Below are 17,580 nucleotides of genomic sequence, written 5' to 3' on the forward strand. Positions count from 1 at the left end.
GCTCCTTCTAGACGTCGAGGTCGGCGTCGAGGTCGAGGTCGAGCACGAGGGTCTCACCCTCGGCGGCGCGGGAGACGCAGGGCAGCAGGGCGCCGGCGGCGCGCTGTTCGGGGGTGAGGCGGCGGTCCCGGTGCTCGGGCGTACCGGCCACCAGGCGGACCTCGCAGGTGCCGCAGAAGCCCTGGTGGCAGGAGTACGGGAGGTCGGGGCGGGCCTCGCGCAGCACGTCCAGGGCGGAGCGGTCGGCGGGGACGTCCAGGATCGGCCCGTCGGCGCCGAGCCGGACGGCGAAGGGCCGGCCGTCGGTGACCGGGGCGGCGCCGAAGCGCTCGAAGTGCAGGGCGGTGGAGGTGGATTCGTCCAGAGCCGCTTGGACGGCGGCGAGCATCGGGGCCGGGCCGCAGCAGTAGACGGCCGCGCCGTGCGGGGCGTGGGCGAGGAGTTCGGCGCCGGTGGGGACGCCGCCGTGCTCGTCGTCCGTGCGCAGCACGACCCGGCGCGGATCGAGGGCGCGCAGCTCGTCGCCGTACGGGAGGGTGTCGGCACTGCGGCCGACGTGCACCAACGTCCAGTCCAGGCCGTGCCGTTGGGCCTCGCGGGCCATCGGGAGGAGCGGGGTGACACCGATGCCGCCGGCGAGCAGCAGGACGGCGGGCTCGGCACAGAAGGCGAAGCCGTTGCGCGGGCGGCGGGCGGCGAGGCGGGCGCCGGGGTGCAGGGCGTCGTGGACCTCGACGGACCCTCCGCCGCCCCCGGGCAGCCGCCGGACGGCGATCCGGTAGTGCCGGCGGTCGGCGGGGTCGCCGCTGAGCGAGTAGTGGCGCTCACGGCCGGAGGGCAGGGCCAGCCGCAGGTGGGCGCCGGGCTGCCAGGACGGCAGTTGCCCGCCGGAGGGGTCGGCGAGCGTCAACTCGATCACTTCGGAGGCGAGTTGACGGCGCTCGGCGACGACCAGCCGGAGCAGCGGGGTGGGGCGGCTGAGCGGGCGGCGGGGGTTGCGGCGCAGCAGCGGGCCGCCGAGCGCCGGGGAGTAGCGGTCACCGAAGGCGGTGAGCCAGCGCATGAAGCCGTCGGCGCGGGGGCGGCCGTAGAGGTCGGGGGGCGGGGTGAGCAGGTCCATCCGGGCGGGTCCTTGGCGGGGAGAGAGGAAGGGCGGCGGGGGCGGGCGGGCGGCGGGCGGCGGGCGGCAGCTGACGGCCGACGGCTGACACCTGACAGATTTCAGATTTCAGATTTCAGCGAACAGATAACGTTCGCTGTTCGTTGAAACCTGTCAGTTGTCAGCCGTCAGCTGCTCCCCGTCAGCCCCGCCCGGCCGCCGCCCGGGCGGCCGGGGAGGTGGCGAGGTAACCCAGCGCCTGGCTGGAGGAGCCCTCCTGGGTCGGGTGGTAGCCCGGCCGGAGGTAGCGCAGCCCGGAGCGGAGGGAGCGGACCGGATCCGGCAGCAGCCCGCGCCTGGCGATCCGGCTCGCCTCCCGCCAGGTGGGCCTGAGCCGCCCCTCCAGGGTCGGGTCGGCGGCGAGCAGGAAGCGGGCGCCGCGCACCCAGAGGTGCACCAGCAGCGGCCCGGAGATCGCCATGCCGCGGACCCGCCGCAGGTAGCCCGGGTCCAGGTGGACCATCAGGTCGAAGGCGACGCTGCGGTGCTCGACCTCCTCGGCGCCGTGCCAGCGCAGCAGGTCCAGCATCGTCGGGTCGGCCTTGGCCCGGTCCAGGCCCGGGGAGTTGAGCGCCCAGTTGCCGAGGAAGGCGGTGAAGTGCTCGATCGCCGCGACGAAGGCGACCCGTTCGATGACGTTCTCCCGCCGCTGCGCCGGCGTCAGGCCCGGCTTGTCGCCGAGGACGCGCTGGAACAGCCAGGAGATCTGCCGGACGTACGGGCGCGGGTCGAGGCCCTGGCCGAGCAGGTGGTCGAGCACCTCCTGGTGGGCCTCGGCGTGGATGGCCTCCTGCCCGATGAAGCCGAGCACCTCCTCGCGCAGCTGCTCGTCCCGGATCAGCGGCAGCGCTTCCTTGAACACCTTGACGAACCAGCGCTCGCCCTCGGGCAGCAGCAGGTGCAGCACGTTGATCACGTGGGTGGCCATCGGCTCGTCCGGGATCCAGTGCAGCGGCAGCCGGGCCCAGTCGAAGCGGACGTCCCGGGGTTCCAGGACGAGGCTCTCGTGCACCCGCGCAGCGGGGGCGGCGACGGCGGGGACGGGGGTGGGGCGGGGCATGGCAGGCCCTCCTGACCTGGGGGCGGCGGCTCGACTCTCGGAAACGTACTCGCCGGTAGCGGTGGGGACAAGGGGTTCGGCACCTCTTATCGACATCGAGTCTAATAAGTGATGTGCACCGCGGGGCACCCCCGGAAACCCACCCCCGGAAACCCTCCCGCGGCAACCCTCCCGCGGAAAGCGCGCGGGCCCCGCCGGACGACGCGTCCGACGGGGCCCCACGAGCGAGCGGTGCTCAGACCGCCATCGCCAGTATCAGCGGCGCCGCCCGGGCGGCCAGCAGTTCGGCGGCGGCCCTGAGCTTGTGGATGTTGTCCACGGGCATCGAGGTGGCCAGGCAGCCGACCGTGCTGCCCGCCGTGATCGGCACCGCCGCGCAGACGGTGCCGAGCGCGTACTCCTGGATGTCCAGCACCGGCACCGTCGCGGGCTGGCGCTCCAGCCGGTGCATCAGCTGGTCGGCATCGGTGACGGTGCGGGAGGTCAGCCGGGCGACCGGGTGCCGGGAGAGGTGGTCCCGCCGGCCGTCCGCGTCGAGCTGGCTGAGCAGGCACTTGCCGATCGCGCTGGCGTGCGCGGTGGCACGGAAATCCACCCACTCCTGGACGGCGGGCGCGTAGTCGGCGGCGGCGACCGCCTCGACCGACAACTCCCCGTCGTGGTAACGGGTGAAGTAGACCGCGGCGCCCAACTCGTCCCGGAGTTCGGCGAGTTTGCGGTTCAGCCGGGCCTTGACGAGCTGTTCCCGGTTGTGCTGCCCGAGCAGGGCGAAGGTGCCGCCGAGCACCCAACCGCCGTCCTGGCACTGGAGGTAGCCCTCGATCTCCAGGATCTCGGCGAGCCGGCGGACGGTCGGCAGGCCCAGCGAGGTCTCCCGCGCGAGCCCGACCAGGGTGGCGCCGTCGGGGTGCCGGTCGACGGCCTCCAGCAGTCTGAGAAGGGGCCCCGCGCACACGCACGAACGGAACCCGCACCCGACACCTCCCCTGCCGCAGCGCCCCCGCGAAGCCCGACGGGCCCCTCCCCCACTGCCCGGGGGGAGGGGCCCGTCGTGGAGCCGCCGGGGTGCGGGCCCCGGCGGTCCTGAGGGTGCGAAAGGTCGGTGCGAAAGGTCGGTGCGAAAGGTCGGTGCGGAGTGTGCGAGGAGGGTCGGCCCGCGGAGGGTCAGCCCTCGTCGCCCGCGCGGAGCTTGGCGACGGCGGCCTCCAGGCGGGCGCCGTACTCCTCGTCGGCGGCGTGGAAGTGGGCGAGGTTCTTCTCCACCACGTCGTCCCGGCTGACCTGCGACAGGAAGCCGGCGATGTTGTCGATCAGGCGGGTCCGCTCGCCCTGCGACATCAGCCGGTAGAGCTCGCCGGCCTGGAAGAAGTCGTCGTCCTTGGTGTGGGCCGGCGTGGTGTAGGTGCCGGTGTAGCCGTCGACCTTGACCGGCGCCGCGAGCGCGCCGTCGGTCTGGGCCGGGCCGTCGTACGAGTTGGGCTCGTAGTTCTTGCCGCGGCCGGCGCTGTTGACGGCCATGAGGCCGTCCCGGCCGTAGTTGGCGGCCTCGGTGGCGTGCGGGGCGTTCACCGGCAGCAGGGTGTGGTTGACGCCGAGGCGGTAGCGCTGGGCGTCGGCGTAGGCGAACAGCCGGCCCTGGAGCATCTTGTCCGGGGAGGGGCCGATGCCGGGCACGAAGTTGTTCGGCGAGAACGCGGACTGCTCGACCTCGGCGAAGACGTTCTCCGGGTTCCTGTTGAGCACCAGGCGGCCGACCTTGACCAGCGGGTAGTCGGCGTGCGGCCACACCTTGGTGAGGTCGAAGGGGTTGAAGCGGTAGTCCGCGGCCTCGGCGACCGGCATCAGCTGGACGTAGAGGGTCCAGGACGGGAACACGCCCCGCTCGATGGCCTGGTGGAGGTCGCGCTGGTGCGAGTCGGCGTCGGCGCCGACCACCTCGGCGGCCTGGTCGCCGTCCAGGCTGCGGATGCCCTGGTTGGTCTTGAAGTGGTACTTCACCCAGTAGGCCTCGCCCTCGGCGTTGACCCACTGGTAGGTGTGCGAGCCGTAGCCGTTCATGTGGCGGTACGAGGCGGGGATGCCGCGGTCGCCGAACAGCCAGGTGATCTGGTGGGTCGAGGCCGGCGAGTGGGCCCAGAAGTCCCAGACGTTGTCCGCCTCCTGCACGCCGGTGTACGGGTCGCGCTTCTGCGAGTGGATGAAGTCGGGGAACTTGACCGGGTCCTTGATGAAGAACACCGGGGTGTTGTTGCCGACGAGGTCGTAGTTGCCCTGCTCGGTGTAGAACTTCAGCGCGAAGCCGCGCGGGTCGCGCACCGCGTCGCTGGCGCCGAGGTTGCCGGCCACCGTGGAGAAGCGCAGGAAGACCTCGGTGCGCTTGCCGACCTCCGACAGGAACGCCGCCCGGGTGTACTTCGACACCTCGTCGGTGACCTCGAAGTAGCCGTACGCGCCGGAGCCGCGGGCGTGCACGACGCGCTCCGGGATGCGCTCGCGGTTGAACCGGGCCAGCTTCTCCAGCAGCTGCTGGTCCTGGATCAGCAGCGGGCCGTACTCGCCGGCCGAGGCCGAGTTCTGGTTGTCGGCGACCGGGGCGCCGGACTCCGTGGTCAGGATCTTGGACATGGAGGGTCCTTCAGGTGTCGATAAGGCGGTGCGTGGAGAGGTGGAGCGGGCGGGCGGGCGAGCCCCGCTCAGACGCCCAGCAGGCGCCACAGCGCCGAGCGGCGGCGGGCGGAGTGCTCGCCGTCCGGGCCGTCGGCCGGCTGGAGGCCGGCGACCGCGGCGGTGGCCGCGGCCGGGTCCGCCAGCGGGCGGGCGGCGGCCAGGACGGCGGCCTCCTCCGCGCCGAGGCCGGCGTCGACGAGGGCGGCGGCGGCCTCCGCGGCCGGGACGGCGTTGAACCAGCGCAGCGCGAGGGCCGCGCGGCCGGCCTCGGTGAGGCGGCCGGTGAGCCGCAGGCGGGCGAGGCCGCCGTCCGGGTAGACGTTGATCCGCACGTGGGTCACCGGGCGGCCGACGTCGAGCCGGAAGCGGTGCCGGGTGTCGGGCTGCAGGCGGGTGCGGGGCAGGATCTCGAACCACTCGCCGTCGGCCGGCGCCTGCGAGGTCGCGGCCTGCCCGGTCGAGGCGTCGAAGCCGATCAGGTCGGCCCAGCCGGGGGCATTGGCGACGAAGTGGGTGGTGTCCACCTCGACCGCCAGGGCCTCACCGCCCCCGGCCAGGGCGATCTGAACCCAGTCGTTGGCCTTGTCGCGCCGACGACGGGTCTCCCAGCCCTCGCCCATGACGGAGGCGCGACCGGGAGCGTTCAGGTTGTGCGGGGAGGAGAAGTAGCGGTCGGACGCCGCCTCGGCCACGCCGCCGTACTCCTGGGCGGCCAGGTCGAAGGTGAGGCCGTCCAGTTCGCGCGGGTCGGGCAGCACCTCGCCGTGCACCCGCAGGCGGGCCACGCCGCCGTCCGGGTAGATGTTGAGCCGCACGTGGGTGTAGCGGGAGTCGTCCTGGACGGCGAACTCGTGGGCGGTGTCGCCCCGCAGCGGGGTGCGCGGCACGAGGACGGTCCACTCGGCGGCCCGCAGCTCCTCGGGCGAGGGGTGCCCGGGGACGGAGGCGGCCTCGACCACGGCGCTCTCCGGGTAGTTGCCGGTGAAGTGCGCGGTGTCGACGATCACGCCGCGGATCGCACCGCCGACGCCGAGCCGGACGATCGCCCAGTCGTGGTCCTGGTCGGTGGGGTGCGGCTGGTCCGCGGAGACGCCGCGGCGGCGCTTGGACTCCCAGCCGTCCATGATCTGGCCCTTGTGGCCGAAGGTGTGCGGGCGGAACTCGGCCGGCTTGGCCACCAGCAGGTTCTCGGCGTCCGCGAAGGTGTCCTCGTTGGTGGCGACGACGCCCGCGCCGAGCAGCCGGGAGGCCAGGTTGACCAGCTCGGTGAAGGGAGCGCTCGGGGTGTCGGCAGTGGTCACTGACTCTCCTCGGAAGGCGTGGTGGGTAAGGGAGTTGGCAGGCCCGGAGCGAGGGACCGAAGCGAGGGCCCGATCCGCCGGGGGCCGATCCGCCGGGGGCTGGTCCGCCGGGCCGTCCGCCGGGCTAGTCCGCGGGGCGCAGCAGCTGGCGGCCGAAGGGCTCGGCCCCGGTGTCCACCGCCCGGCCGCGCAGCCAGGTGGTGCGCACGGCGCCGCTCAGGGTCCGTCCGGCGTACGGGGTGACCGGGTTGCGGTGGTGCAGCTCGCCCGCGTGGACGGCGAACTCCCCGTCGGGGTCGAAGGCGACCAGGTCGGCGTCGCAGCCCGCCGCGATGGCGCCCTTGGTGCCGGTGAGGCCGACCAGTTCGGCCGGTCCGGCGGACATCCAGCGCACCACGTCGGCCAGCGTGTGGCCGCGTCGGCGGGCCTCGGTCCAGATGGCGGGCAGGCCCAGCTGGAGCGAGGCGATGCCGCCCCAGGCCGCCGCGAAGTCGCCGCTGCCGCCGAACTCGGGCAGCAGCTTGAGGTCGGGGGTGGACGGCGAGTGGTCCGAGACGACGGCGGTGAACTCGCCGTCGGCCAGGGCCTGCCAGAGGGCGTCCCGGTTGGCCTCGTCGCGGATCGGCGGGCAGCACTTGAAGGCGGTGTCGCCGTCGGGCACCTGCTCGGCGGCGAGCGTCAGGTAGTGCGGGCAGGTCTCGGCGGTGACCCGCACGCCCGCCTCGCGGGCCCGGCGCAGCAGGGGCAGCACGGCCGCCGAGGAGACGTGCAGGATGTGCACCCGGGCACCGGTGCGCCGGGCCGTGTCGAGCAGGTGGGCGACCGCGGCGGTCTCCGCTCCGGCCGGGCGGGAGGCGAGGAAGTCCCGGTAGTGGACGCCGGGTTGCTGCGGCGCGGCGGCCAGCACGGCCGGGTCCTCGGCGTGGATGATCGCCAGTGCCCCGATCCGGGCCTGCTCGGCCAGCGCGGCCTCCAGGTCGGCGGCCTCGACGTGCGGGAACTCGTCGACGCCGGACGGGGCGAGGAAGCTCTTGAAGCCGAACACGCCCGCCCGGTGCAGGGGTTCGAGGTCCGGGACGTTGCCGGGCACGGCCCCGCCCCAGAAGCCGAGGTCGACCCAGGCCTGGCCCTCGGCGGTCTTCCGCTTGACGTCCAGCCCCGCCACCGTGGTGGTCGGCGGCACGGAGTTGAGCGGCATGTCGATGATCGTGGTGACGCCGCCGGCCGCGGCGGCCCGGGTGGCGGTGGCGAAGCCCTCCCACTCGGTCCGGCCGGGCTCGTTGACGTGCACGTGGGTGTCGACCAGGCCGGGCAGCAGCGCGGTGTCGCCGAGGTCGACGAGGTCGCTGTCGCCGACCACGAGCGATCCGTGGGCGGCGACCTGCTCGATCCTGCCGTCCCGGATCAGCACGTCCGCGGGGCGCTCGCCCTCGGGCAGCACCGCCCGGCGGGAGCGGATCACCGCTGGCTGGCTGATCGGCATGGGGACCTCCGGAACCTGGGAGTTGGGGGTGGCGGAACACGGGTGGGGTCGAAGGATTGCCGGGAGCCTAGGCCCGCCTTCAACAAAACGTCAATGGAGGAACGTACGAGGGCTCAGCCCGGCAGCAGCTCCACGGCCAGCCGCTCCCCCGCCACCTCGGCCAGCTCGCCGGCCCTGGTCATGCTGTCCCCCGGCTGCTCGGCCAGGTCGGTGAGGGCGACCGCGGCGGTGAAGCCGGCCGCCCGCCACTCGGGCTCGGACAGCTCCAGCCGACCCGCCACGGCGGCCACCCGAACCCCCGCCCGGGCAGCCGCCGCGGCGACTCCGGCGGGGGCCTTGCCATGGAGCGTCTGAGCGTCCAGGCAGCCCTCACCGGTGACGACGAGGCGTGCCCCACGCACGGCCTCGTCGAAACCCAGCAGTTCGAGCAGCAGCTCGATACCGGGTCGCATGGTGGCGCCGAGCAGGGCGAGGGCGGCGAAGCCCACCCCGCCCGCGGCCCCGGCGCCGGGGGCCTCCCGCACGTCCCGACCGGTCACCGTGGCCACCCGGTCGGCGAAGCGGGTCAGCCCCTGCTCCAGGACCACCAGGTCGTCGCCGTCGGCGCCCTTCTGCGGGCCGTAGACGGCGGTGGCGCCGCGCGGGCCCAGCAGCGGGTTGTCCACGTCGCAGGCGACCACGACGTCCACCCCGGTCAGCAGCTCGGCCAGCGGGCCGAGGTCGATCCGCTCCAGGCGGCGCAACGAGGCTCCGCCGGGCGGAAGTTCGACGTCGTCGGCGTCCCGCAGCCGGACCCCGAGCGCCTGCACCATGCCGGCCCCGCCGTCCGTGCAGGCGCTGCCGCCGAGGCCGAGCACGATCCGCTTGGCACCCATCGACACCGCGCGGGCGATCAGCTGGCCGACGCCGTAGGAGCCGGCCGCGAGCGGGGCGGTCCGGCCGCCGGGCAGCCGGGCGAGCCCGGAGGCCTGGGCCAGTTCGACCACGGCGGTGTCGCCGCGGACGGCCAGGGCGGCGTCCACCGGCAGGCCGGTCGGACCGGCCACCTTGGCCGGGACGCGGTCGAACCCGGCCGCGAGCGCCGCGGCCAGGGTGCCCTCACCGCCGTCGGCGACGGGCAGTTCGCGCACGTCGGCGCCGGGCGCGGCACGCCGGATGCCGGCGGCGATCCGGGCGGCGACCTCGGCACCCTCCAGGGTGCCCTTGAACTTGTCCGGCGCTACGACCACGTGGCCCTTGAGGGGGGTGGGGGGCATCGGTGGTCCTCACTTCCGTGCGGGTCGGGCGGTGTTCCACGAACATGGGTCCGGACAAGCATGGGTCCGGTGGCACCGGGGTTGCGACCCCCCTGGCCGGGCGGTGCGGCCCGGCCCGGGGCCGAGCTCCCGCGGGAGCGCCGGTCCCGGAGGATCGTCGCTTCCGTGGGAGCGCCGGTCCCGTAGGGGGTGCGACCCCCTCCCCGCCGTTCCCCTCGACCCGCTTCCGACGTTCGAGGGGCTCCCCTCGGCGAGGAGGGGGCCAGGCGACGCACCGCTGGCACGACCGAAGTGCCCCCGGGGGAGGGTGTGTGCGTCACCGGCTTGGATCGACCGGCGGGCGGGCGGATGAGCCCCTGCCCGCACGCCGGTCGGGTCTGGCCTCCTGGTGGCGCGGGCACGACCGGATCAGGTACACGCCACCAGGAGGAGTCTGTGGGGCCTCGGCCCCTCGGGTCAGGCGACCTCGCGGCCCGAGAGCCGCTCGACGCCGCGCAGCAGCGCCGAGTGGTCGAGCGAACCGTCGCCGTTGGCCCGGGCGGAGGCGACCAGCTGGGCGACCACGGCGCCGACCGGCAGCGCGGCGCCCACGGCGCGGGCGGCGTCGGTGACGATGCCCATGTCCTTGTGGTGCAGGTCGATCCGGAAGCCGGGGGCGAACTCGCGGTTGAGCATGTTCGCCTTCTTGCGGTTGAGCACCGTGGAGCCGGCCAGGCCGCCGCCGAGCACGTCCAGCGCGGCCGCGAGGTCGACGCCGGCGTTCTCCAGGAACACCACGGCCTCGGCGAGCACCTGGATGTTGACCGCGACGATCAGCTGGTTGGCGGCCTTGACGGTCTGGCCGGCGCCGTCGGGGCCGACGTGGACGACCGTGGTGCCGAGCGCGTCGAACAGCGGCTTCGCCTCGGCGAAGTCCGCCGCCTCGCCGCCGACCATGATCGACAGCACCGCCTCGACCGCACCGGCCTCGCCGCCGGAGACCGGGGCGTCCAGGGTGCGCACGCCCTTCTCCCGGGCGGCCTTGCCGACCTTGATGGAGGTCTGCGGGGTGATCGAGGACATGTCGATCACCAGGGTGCCGGCCTGGACGTTCTCCAGGACGCCGCCCTCACCGAGGATGACCGCCTCGACGTGCGGGTCGGCCGGGACCATGGTGATGACGACCTCGGCGTCCTTCACCGCGTCGGCGATGCTGGCGGCGCCGTGGCCGCCGGCCGCGATCACGGTGTCGATAGAGGCCTGGGAGAGGTCGAAGCCGGTCACGTGGTGGCCGGCCTTGACCAGGTTGACGGCCATGGGCTTGCCCATGATGCCGAGGCCGACGAAGGCAATCTTGCGGGAGGCGCTCATCGCGTCGGGTTCCTTACGTGTACGGGTGGGGAGGGGTGACGGGCCGGACGGGCGCCGCGGTACGCCGCGTACCCGGGCCGGACGGGCGCCGGGGGCGCCGGGTCGGCCGGCGGAGTGGGCGCCGGCGGAGTGGGCGCCGGGTCAGCGGGCGGCGCGCAGCTCGCGCGGCAGCCAGTCGAAGCTGTCGGCGCTGACGCCGGTGGAGGGGCGGTACTCCAGGCCGATCGAGCCGCTGTAGCCGGCCGCGCTGAGCCGGGCGAACAGGTCCTCGAAGTCCAGCCCGCCGGTGCCGGGCTCGTTGCGGCCCGGGTTGTCGGCGATCTGCACGTGGCCGATCCGGTCGGCGTAGGTGTCGATGACGGCCGCCAGGTCCTCGCCGTTCTTGGCCAGGTGGTACAGGTCGCAGAGGAACCTGGCGTTCCCCAGGCCGGTGGCGGCGTTGACCTTGTCGACCACCTCGACCGCGGCGGCCGCGGAGACCAGCGGGTAGTCCGGGGACTCGGCCGCGTTGAGGGCCTCGATCAGCAGGACGGCACCGATCTCGTGGGCCGCCCGGGCCGCGAGCACCAGGTTCTCCAGTGCGACCGCGTCCTGCTCGGCCGGCTCGACGCCCTCGACCCGGTTGCCGTACAGCGCGTTGAGCGCGGTGGCACCGAGCGAGGCGGCCAGTTCCGCGGCGACCGGGACGTTGGCCCGGAAGCGCTCCCGCTCGGACGGGACCGAGACGGTTCCCCGGGCGCCCTGGCTGAGGTCGTCCAGGAAGTTGAGGCCGGTGAGCCGGACGCCCGCGTCACTGAACGCCATGCGCAGCGCGTCGAGTTCGGCCCGACCCGGGCTGTGTTCGGTGCCGAAGGGCCACCAGAGTTCGGCGGCCGTGAAGCCGGCCGCGGCGGCGGCCGCGGGGCGCTCCAGCAGCGGGAGTTCGCCGAACAGGATCGACAGGTTGACCGTGAAGCCGTGCTTGGCAGCCGCCGTCACGTCCATCACCTCTCACTCTCTCTTCCTTCATCCGCAACTTCCACGATCCGGAAGAGGGATTCTGTGTGGTGGAAGCATCTCCGGCCCGCCGAGCGGGTGTCAAGGCTGCCGCAACATTTTGTTGAAGTGGCTCCGAGGGGTCCGCCCACCGGCCCCGCGACTGTTCGATCGCCCAGGCCCTGCCCCCGCCCACCCCCGCTCGCTAGAGTGAGCGGGTGCGATTGATGGTGGAGTTCACGACAGAACCGTTCGAACTGGACACGTTCCCCGAGCACGCCGCGACGGCCCGCAAGGTCGTCGACGAGGCCGGCCTGGACGTGGCGGTCGGCCCCTTCGGGACCGGCGCCGAGGGCGAGGCCGACCAGGTCCTCGCCGCGGTGACCCGGCTGCTCCGGGAGACCCTGGACGCCGGGGCGACCCGCATCTCCGTCCAGGTGAGCGTGCTGGGAGAGGAGGGCGGTACGCCGTGACCGAGCACGTGGAGCACCCGCTCGCCGCGGCGGTCAAGCCGCTGCTGGACGCGGTCGGCGCGACGCCCGTCCCACTGGACGAGGCGAAGGCCGAGGACGTCGTCCTGGAGTGGGAGGGCACCCCGGCCCTGGCCGTCCGGCTGCCGCACCTGAGCAGTGCGCTGGACCGGCTGCTGGCCGAGATGGCCCGCCAGTTCGACGGCCGCCCGCTGGCCGAGCTGGACCGCTGGGAGAAGCAGCGGGTCGTCGCCCTCCTGGAGGAGCGCGGCGCCTTCACCGTCCGCCACGGGGTCGAGACGGTCGCCTCGGCCCTGGGCGTCAGCCGCTTCACCGTGTACAACTACCTGAACCGCCAGGACGGCACGAAGCCGTCCTGAGCGCGGCTCGCGGGCTCCCCGCGAAGAGCTCACGAGGAACCCACGAGGGGTTCGCGAGGAACCCGCGAGGGGTTCGCGGACGGGTGACCCCGCCGCTGTGGACAGTCTCGACCGGCCCACGGCGGGGCACACTTGGCGAATCGCACACGAAAGGGCCCCGCAGCGCGGCCCGGTTCAAAACGTAACCACCAAGGGTTCAACAAACTGTTGACGGCAGGGTGGGGCCGATCTAGCTTTTCCGGGTGGCACCACTCTTCAGGAGGTCCACTCGTGACCAACCACCCCCACGCCCTCGACTCCCTGGCCGCGGCCGATGCCGCGAAGCTGGAGGAGATCCTGCTGGAGGTATGCTCCAGCCCCCGTTGGGCCGCCGCCGTCGCACAGACCCGACCCTGGCCCAGCCGTGAGGCCCTGCTCGCCGCCAACGCGGCGGCCATGGCCGCGCTGACCGTCGCGGACCTGCGCGACGCGATGGCCGGACACGCCCGGATCGGCCGGCCCAAGGAGGGCGACGCCACCTCCGAGCGCGAACAGGCCGGCATCCAGGGCGTGGACCGGGCGGTCCTCGACGAACTGCACGAGGCCAACACCGCCTACGAGGCGAAGTTCGGCCACGTGTTCCTGATCTGCGCGACCGGCCGCACCGCGGTCACCATGCTCACGGCCCTGCGCGAGCGCCACCCCAACGACCCCGCCACCGAGGCGGAGATCGTCCGGGGCGAGCTGCGCAAGATCAACGACATCCGGCTGAGCCGCCTCCTCGACGGTTCCTGACGCATCGTCAAGAATGCTCGGCAGGAAGGGCGTCCCATCCCGGACGCCCCACCCCGGACGTGCGCTCCGCGCGATCTGACGCACCATCACCTCTGCCATCAGTAAGGTCACCTCACCCATGACTGGCATCTCCACCCACGTGCTCGACACCAGCCTCGGCCGCCCGGCCGAGGGCGTCCCGGTCGAGCTCGCACTGCACACCGAGGGTGGCTGGCAGGTGCTCGGCACCTCCGCCACGGACTCCGACGGCCGGGTCAAGGACCTCCCGGCCGTGGAGGCGGGCTCGGTCGTCCGGCTGCTCTTCGACACCGGCGCGTACTACGCGCGGGGGTCCGCGGAGCCGCCGTTCTTCCCCGAGGTCTCGATCGTCTTCACGGTCGCGCCCGAGCAGCACCACTACCACGTGCCGCTGCTGCTGAACCCGTTCGGATACTCGGTCTACCGCGGAAGCTAGTGGACCGACCTGGAAGCTTAGGAGCCTGTCATGGCCCACGTGCTCGGTCAGAACCAGTACGGCAAGGCGGAGAACCGCATCGTCCGGGTCTACCGCGACTCCACCCGGCACGAGATCAAGGACCTGAACGTCTCGGTCTCCCTCCAGGGCGAGTTCGAGGACGTCCACCTCACCGGGTCGAACGCCAACTGCCTTCCCACCGACACCACCAAGAACACCGTGTACGCCTTCGCCAAGGAGTACGGCATCGACTCGGCCGAGGCCTTCGGCATCCTGCTGGCCCGGCACTTCGTCGACGACACCGAGCGCGGCGTCGTGCACAGCGCCCGGATCCGGATCGAGGAGTACGCCTGGGACCGGATCAGGACGCCGGACAGCTCGGCCCGGTTCATCGGCTCGGAGGAGGTCGGCCACTCCTTCGTCCGCACCGGCCAGGAGACCCGCACCACCGAGATCGTCTACGACGGCGAGACGGTGCAGGTCATCTCCGGCCTCAAGGACCTCATCGTCATGAACTCCACCAACTCGGAGTTCTGGGGCTACATCAAGGACAAGTACACCACCCTCCAGGAGGCGTACGACCGCATCCTCGCCACCCAGGTCACCGCCCGCTGGAAGTACGGCTACAGCGGTCGCGACGGCGAGGCCCAGCCCAACTGGAACCGCTCCTACACCCACGTGAAGCGGCACATGCTGGAGGCGTTCGCCGAGACCTACTCCTACTCGCTGCAGCAGACCCTGCACGCGATGGGCACCCGGGTCCTCAACAACCGCGCCGAGGTGGACGAGGTACGCCTCGAACTGCCCAACAAGCACCACTTCCTCGTCGACCTGGAGCCGTTCGGCCTCAAGAACGAGAACGAGGTCTACTACGCCGCGGACCGCATGTACGGCCTGATCGAGGGCACCGTGCACCGCGAGGGCGTCGTCCCGGTCATCCCGGTCGCCTGACCTCCCCCACCCCGCTCACCCCACCCCATGGACTCCGCCCGGAATCGCCGCACCCTCCGGCCCGCTCGGGCCGGTCGAGTTCGGGCGGACCGCACCACCATTGCCACCCGCACCACCATCGCCACTCGTACCACCGCACCACGCTCCACCTGTTTCTCCACCCCCACCAACCGGAGTTCGTGCTCGCCTCGCGGCGGCCGGCCCGGGGCACTGGAGAAGCGTCCCGAGGGATCCTTGCTCCGCCGTCCCGCCCTCGGGGGATCTCCAGCGCCACGGGCGCGCCGGGAGCCACGGGCACAAGAGGGGCTCGACATGGCACCCAGCAACACCAGCAGTAACGACGGCGGTTCCACCCCTGCAAGAACCCCAGGCCCGGACGGTACGTCGACCCGCCTGCCCGGCGGGCCGTCCGGGTCCGGGACCCACCCCGTGGACGAGGTGCTGCCCCCGGTGAAGCTGTTCTCCACCGGGCTCCAGCACGTCGCCGCGATGTACGCGGGAGTCGTCGCACCCCCGCTCATCGTCGGCGCCGGCGTCGGACTCTCCGCCACCGACCTCGCCCTGCTCATATCGGCCAGCCTGTTCACCGCCGGACTGGCCACCCTGCTCCAGACCCTCGGCATCTGGAAGATCGGCGCACGACTGCCGTTCGTGAACGGCGTGTCCTTCGCGGGCGTCGCGCCCATGATCGCCATCGCCAAGGAACACGGACCGAAGGACGCCCTCCCGGTGATCTTCGGCGCGGTGATCGTCGCGGGGGCCCTGTGCTTCCTCGCGGCGCCGTACTTCTGCAAGCTCATCCGGTTCTTCCCCCCGGTCGTCCAGGGCACCGTGATCACCCTCATCGGGGTGTCCCTGCTCCCGGTGGCGGTGAACTGGGCGCGCGGCGGCTCGCCGGGCGCCCCCGGGTACGGCTCCGTACGGGCCGTCGGCCTCGCCGCGATCACCCTCGCCGCGGTGGTGCTCTGCAACCGGCTGCTGCGCGGCTTCTGGCAGCAGCTGTCCCTGCTCATCGGCTTGGCGTTCGGCACCCTGGTCGCCTTCCCGCTGGGGCTGGCCGACTTCGGCGCGGTCCAGGACGCGAAGGTCTTCGCGCTCCCCTCCCCGTTCCACTTCGGCGCGCCCGCCTTCGACGCGGCCGCGATCGTCTCGATGTGCATCGTCATGGTGGTCTCGATGACCGAGTCCACCGCCGACATGCTCGCCCTCGGCAAGATCGTCGAGCGCGAGGCCGACGAACCCACGCTCGCCGCCGGCCTCCGGGCCGACGGACTGGCCACCGCGCTCAGCCCCGTCTTCAACGGCTTCGCCGCCAGCGCCTTCGCCCAGAACATCGGGCTGGTGGCGCTGACCAAGATCCGCAGCCGCTTCGTGGTCGCGGCCGGCGGAGGCATCCTGATCCTGCTGGGACTCTTCCCGGTCTTCGGCTCGGTCGTCTCGCTGGTGCCGCAGCCCGTCCTCGGCGGTGCCGGGATCGTCCTCTTCGGCACGGTCGCGGCGAGCGGGATCCGCACCCTCGCGGAAGCCGGCATGGAGTCCAGCGCCAACACCATCCTGGTGTCGGTCTCGCTCGGGGTCGGCATCATCCCGATCGCCGTACCCACCTTCTACGACGCCTTCCCGGAGGCGGTCCGGACCCTGATGCACTCGGGGATCTCGGCCGGCTGCGTGATGGCCGTCCTGCTCAACCTGCTGTTCCACCACGTCGGAACCGCCCGCCGGTCCGCATCGCAGTCCAGGTCCGGCGAGGCCCCCGGCGCGACGGTGCCGACGGCGACACCGTCCTGACCGGTCCGGGCAGGGGCGCACACCACTCGGTGCGCGCCCCTCCTGGCCCTCCCCCATAGGAGTGACACCATGGCAGTCCAGCCCCCGCCCGCCGACCAGCGGATCGTGATCGAGAACGTCGCGATCGCCACGGTCGACGCCGTCGACACCGAGTACGCCCGCGGCCACGTGGTCATCCTCGGCAACCGGATCGAATCCGTCGGCAACGGCCCCGCCCCGGCGTGGCTGGACAATGTGGTGCGCCGGATCAACGGCGAGGGCCACCTGCTCACCCCCGGCCTGGTCAACACCCACCACCACTTCTACCAGTGGATCACCCGCGGCCTCGCCCAGGACAACATCCTCTTCGACTGGCTGGTCGCCCTCTACCCGACCTGGGCCCGGATCGACGACAAGCTCGTGCACGCCGCCAGCCAGGGCTCGGCCGCCGCCCTGCTCAAGTCCGGCTGCACCACCGCCTCGGACCACCACTACGTCTTCCCCAAGGACGGCGGCGACATCCTCGGCGCCTCGATCGAGGCCGTCCAGGAGCTCGGCCTGCGCTTCACCGCGCTGCGCGGCTCGATGGACCGCAGCAAGAAGGACGGCGGACTGCCGCCGGACCACGCCGTCGAGGAGCTGGACGACATCCTGGCCGCCTCCGAGGCCGCCGTCGACCGCTACCACGACTCCTCCTTCGGCTCGATGCTGCACGTCGCGCTGGCGCCCTGTTCGCCCTTCTCGGTCTCCACCGACCTGCTCCGCCAGTCCGCCGAACTCGCCCGCCGCAAGGGCGTCCGGCTGCACACCCACGGCTCCGAGACGGCCGAGGAGGAGCAGTTCTGCAAGGAACTGTTCGGCATGGGGCCGACCGACTACTTCGAGTCGGTCGGCTGGCTCGGCGAGGACGTCTGGATGGCGCACTGCGTCCACATGAACGACTCCGACATCGCCAAGTTCGCCGAGACCGGCACCGGCGTGGCGCACTGCCCCTCCTCCAACGCCCGCCTGGCCGCCGGGATCGCCCGGGTGCCCGACATGCTCAAGGCCGGCGTACCGGTCGGGCTCGGCGTCGACGGCACCGCCTCCAACGAGTCCGGCGAGCTGGGCACCGAGCTGCGCAACGCGCTGCTGATCAACCGGCTGCACGGCTCCCCGACCGCGCTGACCGGGCGCCAGGCGCTGCGGCTGGGCACCATGGGCGGCGCCCGGGTGCTCGGGCGGCAGGCCGAGATCGGCTCCATCGAGGCCGGCAAGCTGGCCGACCTGGCGCTGTGGAAGATCGACGGGGTCATGCACTCCTCGATCGCCGACCCGGTCGCGGCCCTCACCTTCGGCGCCCTGCCGCCGCTGGCGACCCTGTTCGTCAACGGCAACGCCGTCGTCGAGAAGGGCGAGCTGACCACCGTCAACGAGGACCGGATCGCGCGTGCCTGCGCCCGCGCGGCCAAGGAGCTCGCCTCCCGGCCCGTCTGACGGCCCGCCGGGCGGGCCGGAGCTGCCCTCCGGCGGGGGCTGTATCACCACAGTCCC

The 17,580-nt window shown here is 72.9% G+C and carries 16 protein-coding genes; 7 read left to right on the top strand and 9 right to left on the bottom strand.

Annotated features, from left to right (window positions below; genetic code table 11):
- Positions 1-7: 7 nt before the first annotated feature.
- From ACFWXO_RS35095 to ACFWXO_RS35135, 9 genes are all read right to left on the bottom strand, one after another.
- Positions 8-1,120, bottom strand: coding sequence for a PDR/VanB family oxidoreductase (locus tag ACFWXO_RS35095; protein ID WP_380529146.1), 1,113 nt, complete (start codon positions 1,118-1,120; stop codon positions 8-10).
- Positions 1,121-1,301: 181 nt separating this feature from the next.
- Positions 1,302-2,219 (bottom strand): metal-dependent hydrolase, encoded by a 918-nt coding sequence (locus ACFWXO_RS35100; protein WP_380529148.1) that lies wholly within the window; start codon positions 2,217-2,219, stop codon positions 1,302-1,304.
- Positions 2,220-2,454: 235 nt separating this feature from the next.
- Positions 2,455-3,174, bottom strand: a complete 720-nt coding sequence (locus tag ACFWXO_RS35105) for an IclR family transcriptional regulator (RefSeq protein WP_380529150.1) — start codon at positions 3,172-3,174, stop codon at positions 2,455-2,457.
- A 209-nt stretch (positions 3,175-3,383) separates the two neighbouring features.
- Positions 3,384-4,844: a catalase gene (locus ACFWXO_RS35110; protein ID WP_375891456.1), complete on the bottom strand. Its 1,461-nt coding sequence runs from the start codon at positions 4,842-4,844 to the stop codon at positions 3,384-3,386.
- Positions 4,845-4,912: 68 nt separating this feature from the next.
- Entirely contained in the window at positions 4,913-6,187 is a 1,275-nt protein-coding gene (gene alc / locus ACFWXO_RS35115) for an allantoicase (protein ID WP_380529152.1), read from the bottom strand.
- Between the two features lie 124 nt (positions 6,188-6,311).
- Positions 6,312-7,670: an allantoinase AllB gene (gene allB / locus ACFWXO_RS35120; protein WP_380529154.1), complete on the bottom strand. Its 1,359-nt coding sequence runs from the start codon at positions 7,668-7,670 to the stop codon at positions 6,312-6,314.
- A 113-nt stretch (positions 7,671-7,783) separates the two neighbouring features.
- Positions 7,784-8,926, bottom strand: a complete 1,143-nt coding sequence (locus ACFWXO_RS35125) for a glycerate kinase (RefSeq protein ID WP_380529156.1) — start codon at positions 8,924-8,926, stop codon at positions 7,784-7,786.
- Positions 8,927-9,382: 456 nt separating this feature from the next.
- Positions 9,383-10,276 (bottom strand): 2-hydroxy-3-oxopropionate reductase, encoded by an 894-nt coding sequence (locus tag ACFWXO_RS35130; protein WP_380404843.1) that lies wholly within the window; start codon positions 10,274-10,276, stop codon positions 9,383-9,385.
- A gap of 141 nt (positions 10,277-10,417) precedes the next feature.
- Positions 10,418-11,260 (bottom strand): TIM barrel protein, encoded by an 843-nt coding sequence (locus ACFWXO_RS35135; RefSeq protein WP_380529158.1) that lies wholly within the window; start codon positions 11,258-11,260, stop codon positions 10,418-10,420.
- Between the two features lie 218 nt (positions 11,261-11,478).
- Here ACFWXO_RS35135 and ACFWXO_RS35140 point away from each other — a divergent pair, with 218 nt between their 5' ends.
- The 7 genes from ACFWXO_RS35140 to ACFWXO_RS35170 all read left to right on the top strand — a co-directional run bounded on the left by ACFWXO_RS35140 (position 11,479) and on the right by ACFWXO_RS35170 (position 17,523).
- Positions 11,479-11,724, top strand: a complete 246-nt coding sequence (locus tag ACFWXO_RS35140) for a thiamine-binding protein (protein WP_375891475.1) — start codon at positions 11,479-11,481, stop codon at positions 11,722-11,724.
- Complete coding sequence (locus tag ACFWXO_RS35145) at positions 11,721-12,101, top strand: helix-turn-helix domain-containing protein (RefSeq protein ID WP_375891450.1); 381 nt, start codon at positions 11,721-11,723, stop codon at positions 12,099-12,101. Before ACFWXO_RS35140 ends, ACFWXO_RS35145 begins: the two co-directional genes overlap by 4 nt.
- 270 nt (positions 12,102-12,371) lie before the next feature.
- Positions 12,372-12,875, top strand: a complete 504-nt coding sequence (gene uraD, locus ACFWXO_RS35150) for a 2-oxo-4-hydroxy-4-carboxy-5-ureidoimidazoline decarboxylase (RefSeq protein WP_375891449.1) — start codon at positions 12,372-12,374, stop codon at positions 12,873-12,875.
- 118 nt (positions 12,876-12,993) lie between these two features.
- A complete protein-coding gene (uraH, locus tag ACFWXO_RS35155) occupies positions 12,994-13,329 on the top strand; it encodes a hydroxyisourate hydrolase (RefSeq protein ID WP_375891448.1) in 336 nt (111 codons plus the stop codon).
- 30 nt (positions 13,330-13,359) lie between these two features.
- Positions 13,360-14,280, top strand: a complete 921-nt coding sequence (gene pucL / locus ACFWXO_RS35160) for a factor-independent urate hydroxylase (RefSeq protein WP_375891447.1) — start codon at positions 13,360-13,362, stop codon at positions 14,278-14,280.
- 312 nt (positions 14,281-14,592) lie between these two features.
- Positions 14,593-16,068 carry a nucleobase:cation symporter-2 family protein gene (locus ACFWXO_RS35165; protein ID WP_380529160.1) on the top strand — a complete coding sequence of 492 codons (1,476 nt, stop codon included), beginning with the start codon at positions 14,593-14,595 and terminating at the stop codon, positions 16,066-16,068.
- Between the two features lie 69 nt (positions 16,069-16,137).
- Complete coding sequence (locus ACFWXO_RS35170) at positions 16,138-17,523, top strand: 8-oxoguanine deaminase (RefSeq protein WP_375891445.1); 1,386 nt, start codon at positions 16,138-16,140, stop codon at positions 17,521-17,523.
- Positions 17,524-17,580: the final 57 nt, after the last annotated feature.

It is taken from the genome of Kitasatospora sp. NPDC059088, from assembly GCF_042738155.1.
Classification (GTDB): domain Bacteria; phylum Actinomycetota; class Actinomycetes; order Streptomycetales; family Streptomycetaceae; genus Kitasatospora.

Bases quoted from the DNA above. Each gene is read 5' to 3' on its own strand.
- ACFWXO_RS35095 (WP_380529146.1), bottom strand. From the start codon at position 1,120: ATGGACCTGCTCACCCCGCCCCCCGACCTCTACGGCCGCCCCCGCGCC.
- ACFWXO_RS35100 (WP_380529148.1), bottom strand. From the start codon at position 2,219: ATGCCCCGCCCCACCCCCGTCCCCGCCGTCGCCGCCCCCGCTGCGCGG.
- ACFWXO_RS35110 (WP_375891456.1), bottom strand. From the start codon at position 4,844: ATGTCCAAGATCCTGACCACGGAGTCCGGCGCCCCGGTCGCCGACAAC.
- allB (WP_380529154.1), bottom strand. From the start codon at position 7,670: ATGCCGATCAGCCAGCCAGCGGTGATCCGCTCCCGCCGGGCGGTGCTG.
- ACFWXO_RS35125 (WP_380529156.1), bottom strand. From the start codon at position 8,926: ATGCCCCCCACCCCCCTCAAGGGCCACGTGGTCGTAGCGCCGGACAAG.
- ACFWXO_RS35130 (WP_380404843.1), bottom strand. From the start codon at position 10,276: ATGAGCGCCTCCCGCAAGATTGCCTTCGTCGGCCTCGGCATCATGGGC.
- ACFWXO_RS35135 (WP_380529158.1), bottom strand. From the start codon at position 11,260: ATGGACGTGACGGCGGCTGCCAAGCACGGCTTCACGGTCAACCTGTCG.
- ACFWXO_RS35140 (WP_375891475.1), top strand. From the start codon at position 11,479: ATGGTGGAGTTCACGACAGAACCGTTCGAACTGGACACGTTCCCCGAG.
- uraH (WP_375891448.1), top strand. From the start codon at position 12,994: ATGACTGGCATCTCCACCCACGTGCTCGACACCAGCCTCGGCCGCCCG.
- pucL (WP_375891447.1), top strand. From the start codon at position 13,360: ATGGCCCACGTGCTCGGTCAGAACCAGTACGGCAAGGCGGAGAACCGC.
- ACFWXO_RS35165 (WP_380529160.1), top strand. From the start codon at position 14,593: ATGGCACCCAGCAACACCAGCAGTAACGACGGCGGTTCCACCCCTGCA.
- ACFWXO_RS35170 (WP_375891445.1), top strand. From the start codon at position 16,138: ATGGCAGTCCAGCCCCCGCCCGCCGACCAGCGGATCGTGATCGAGAAC.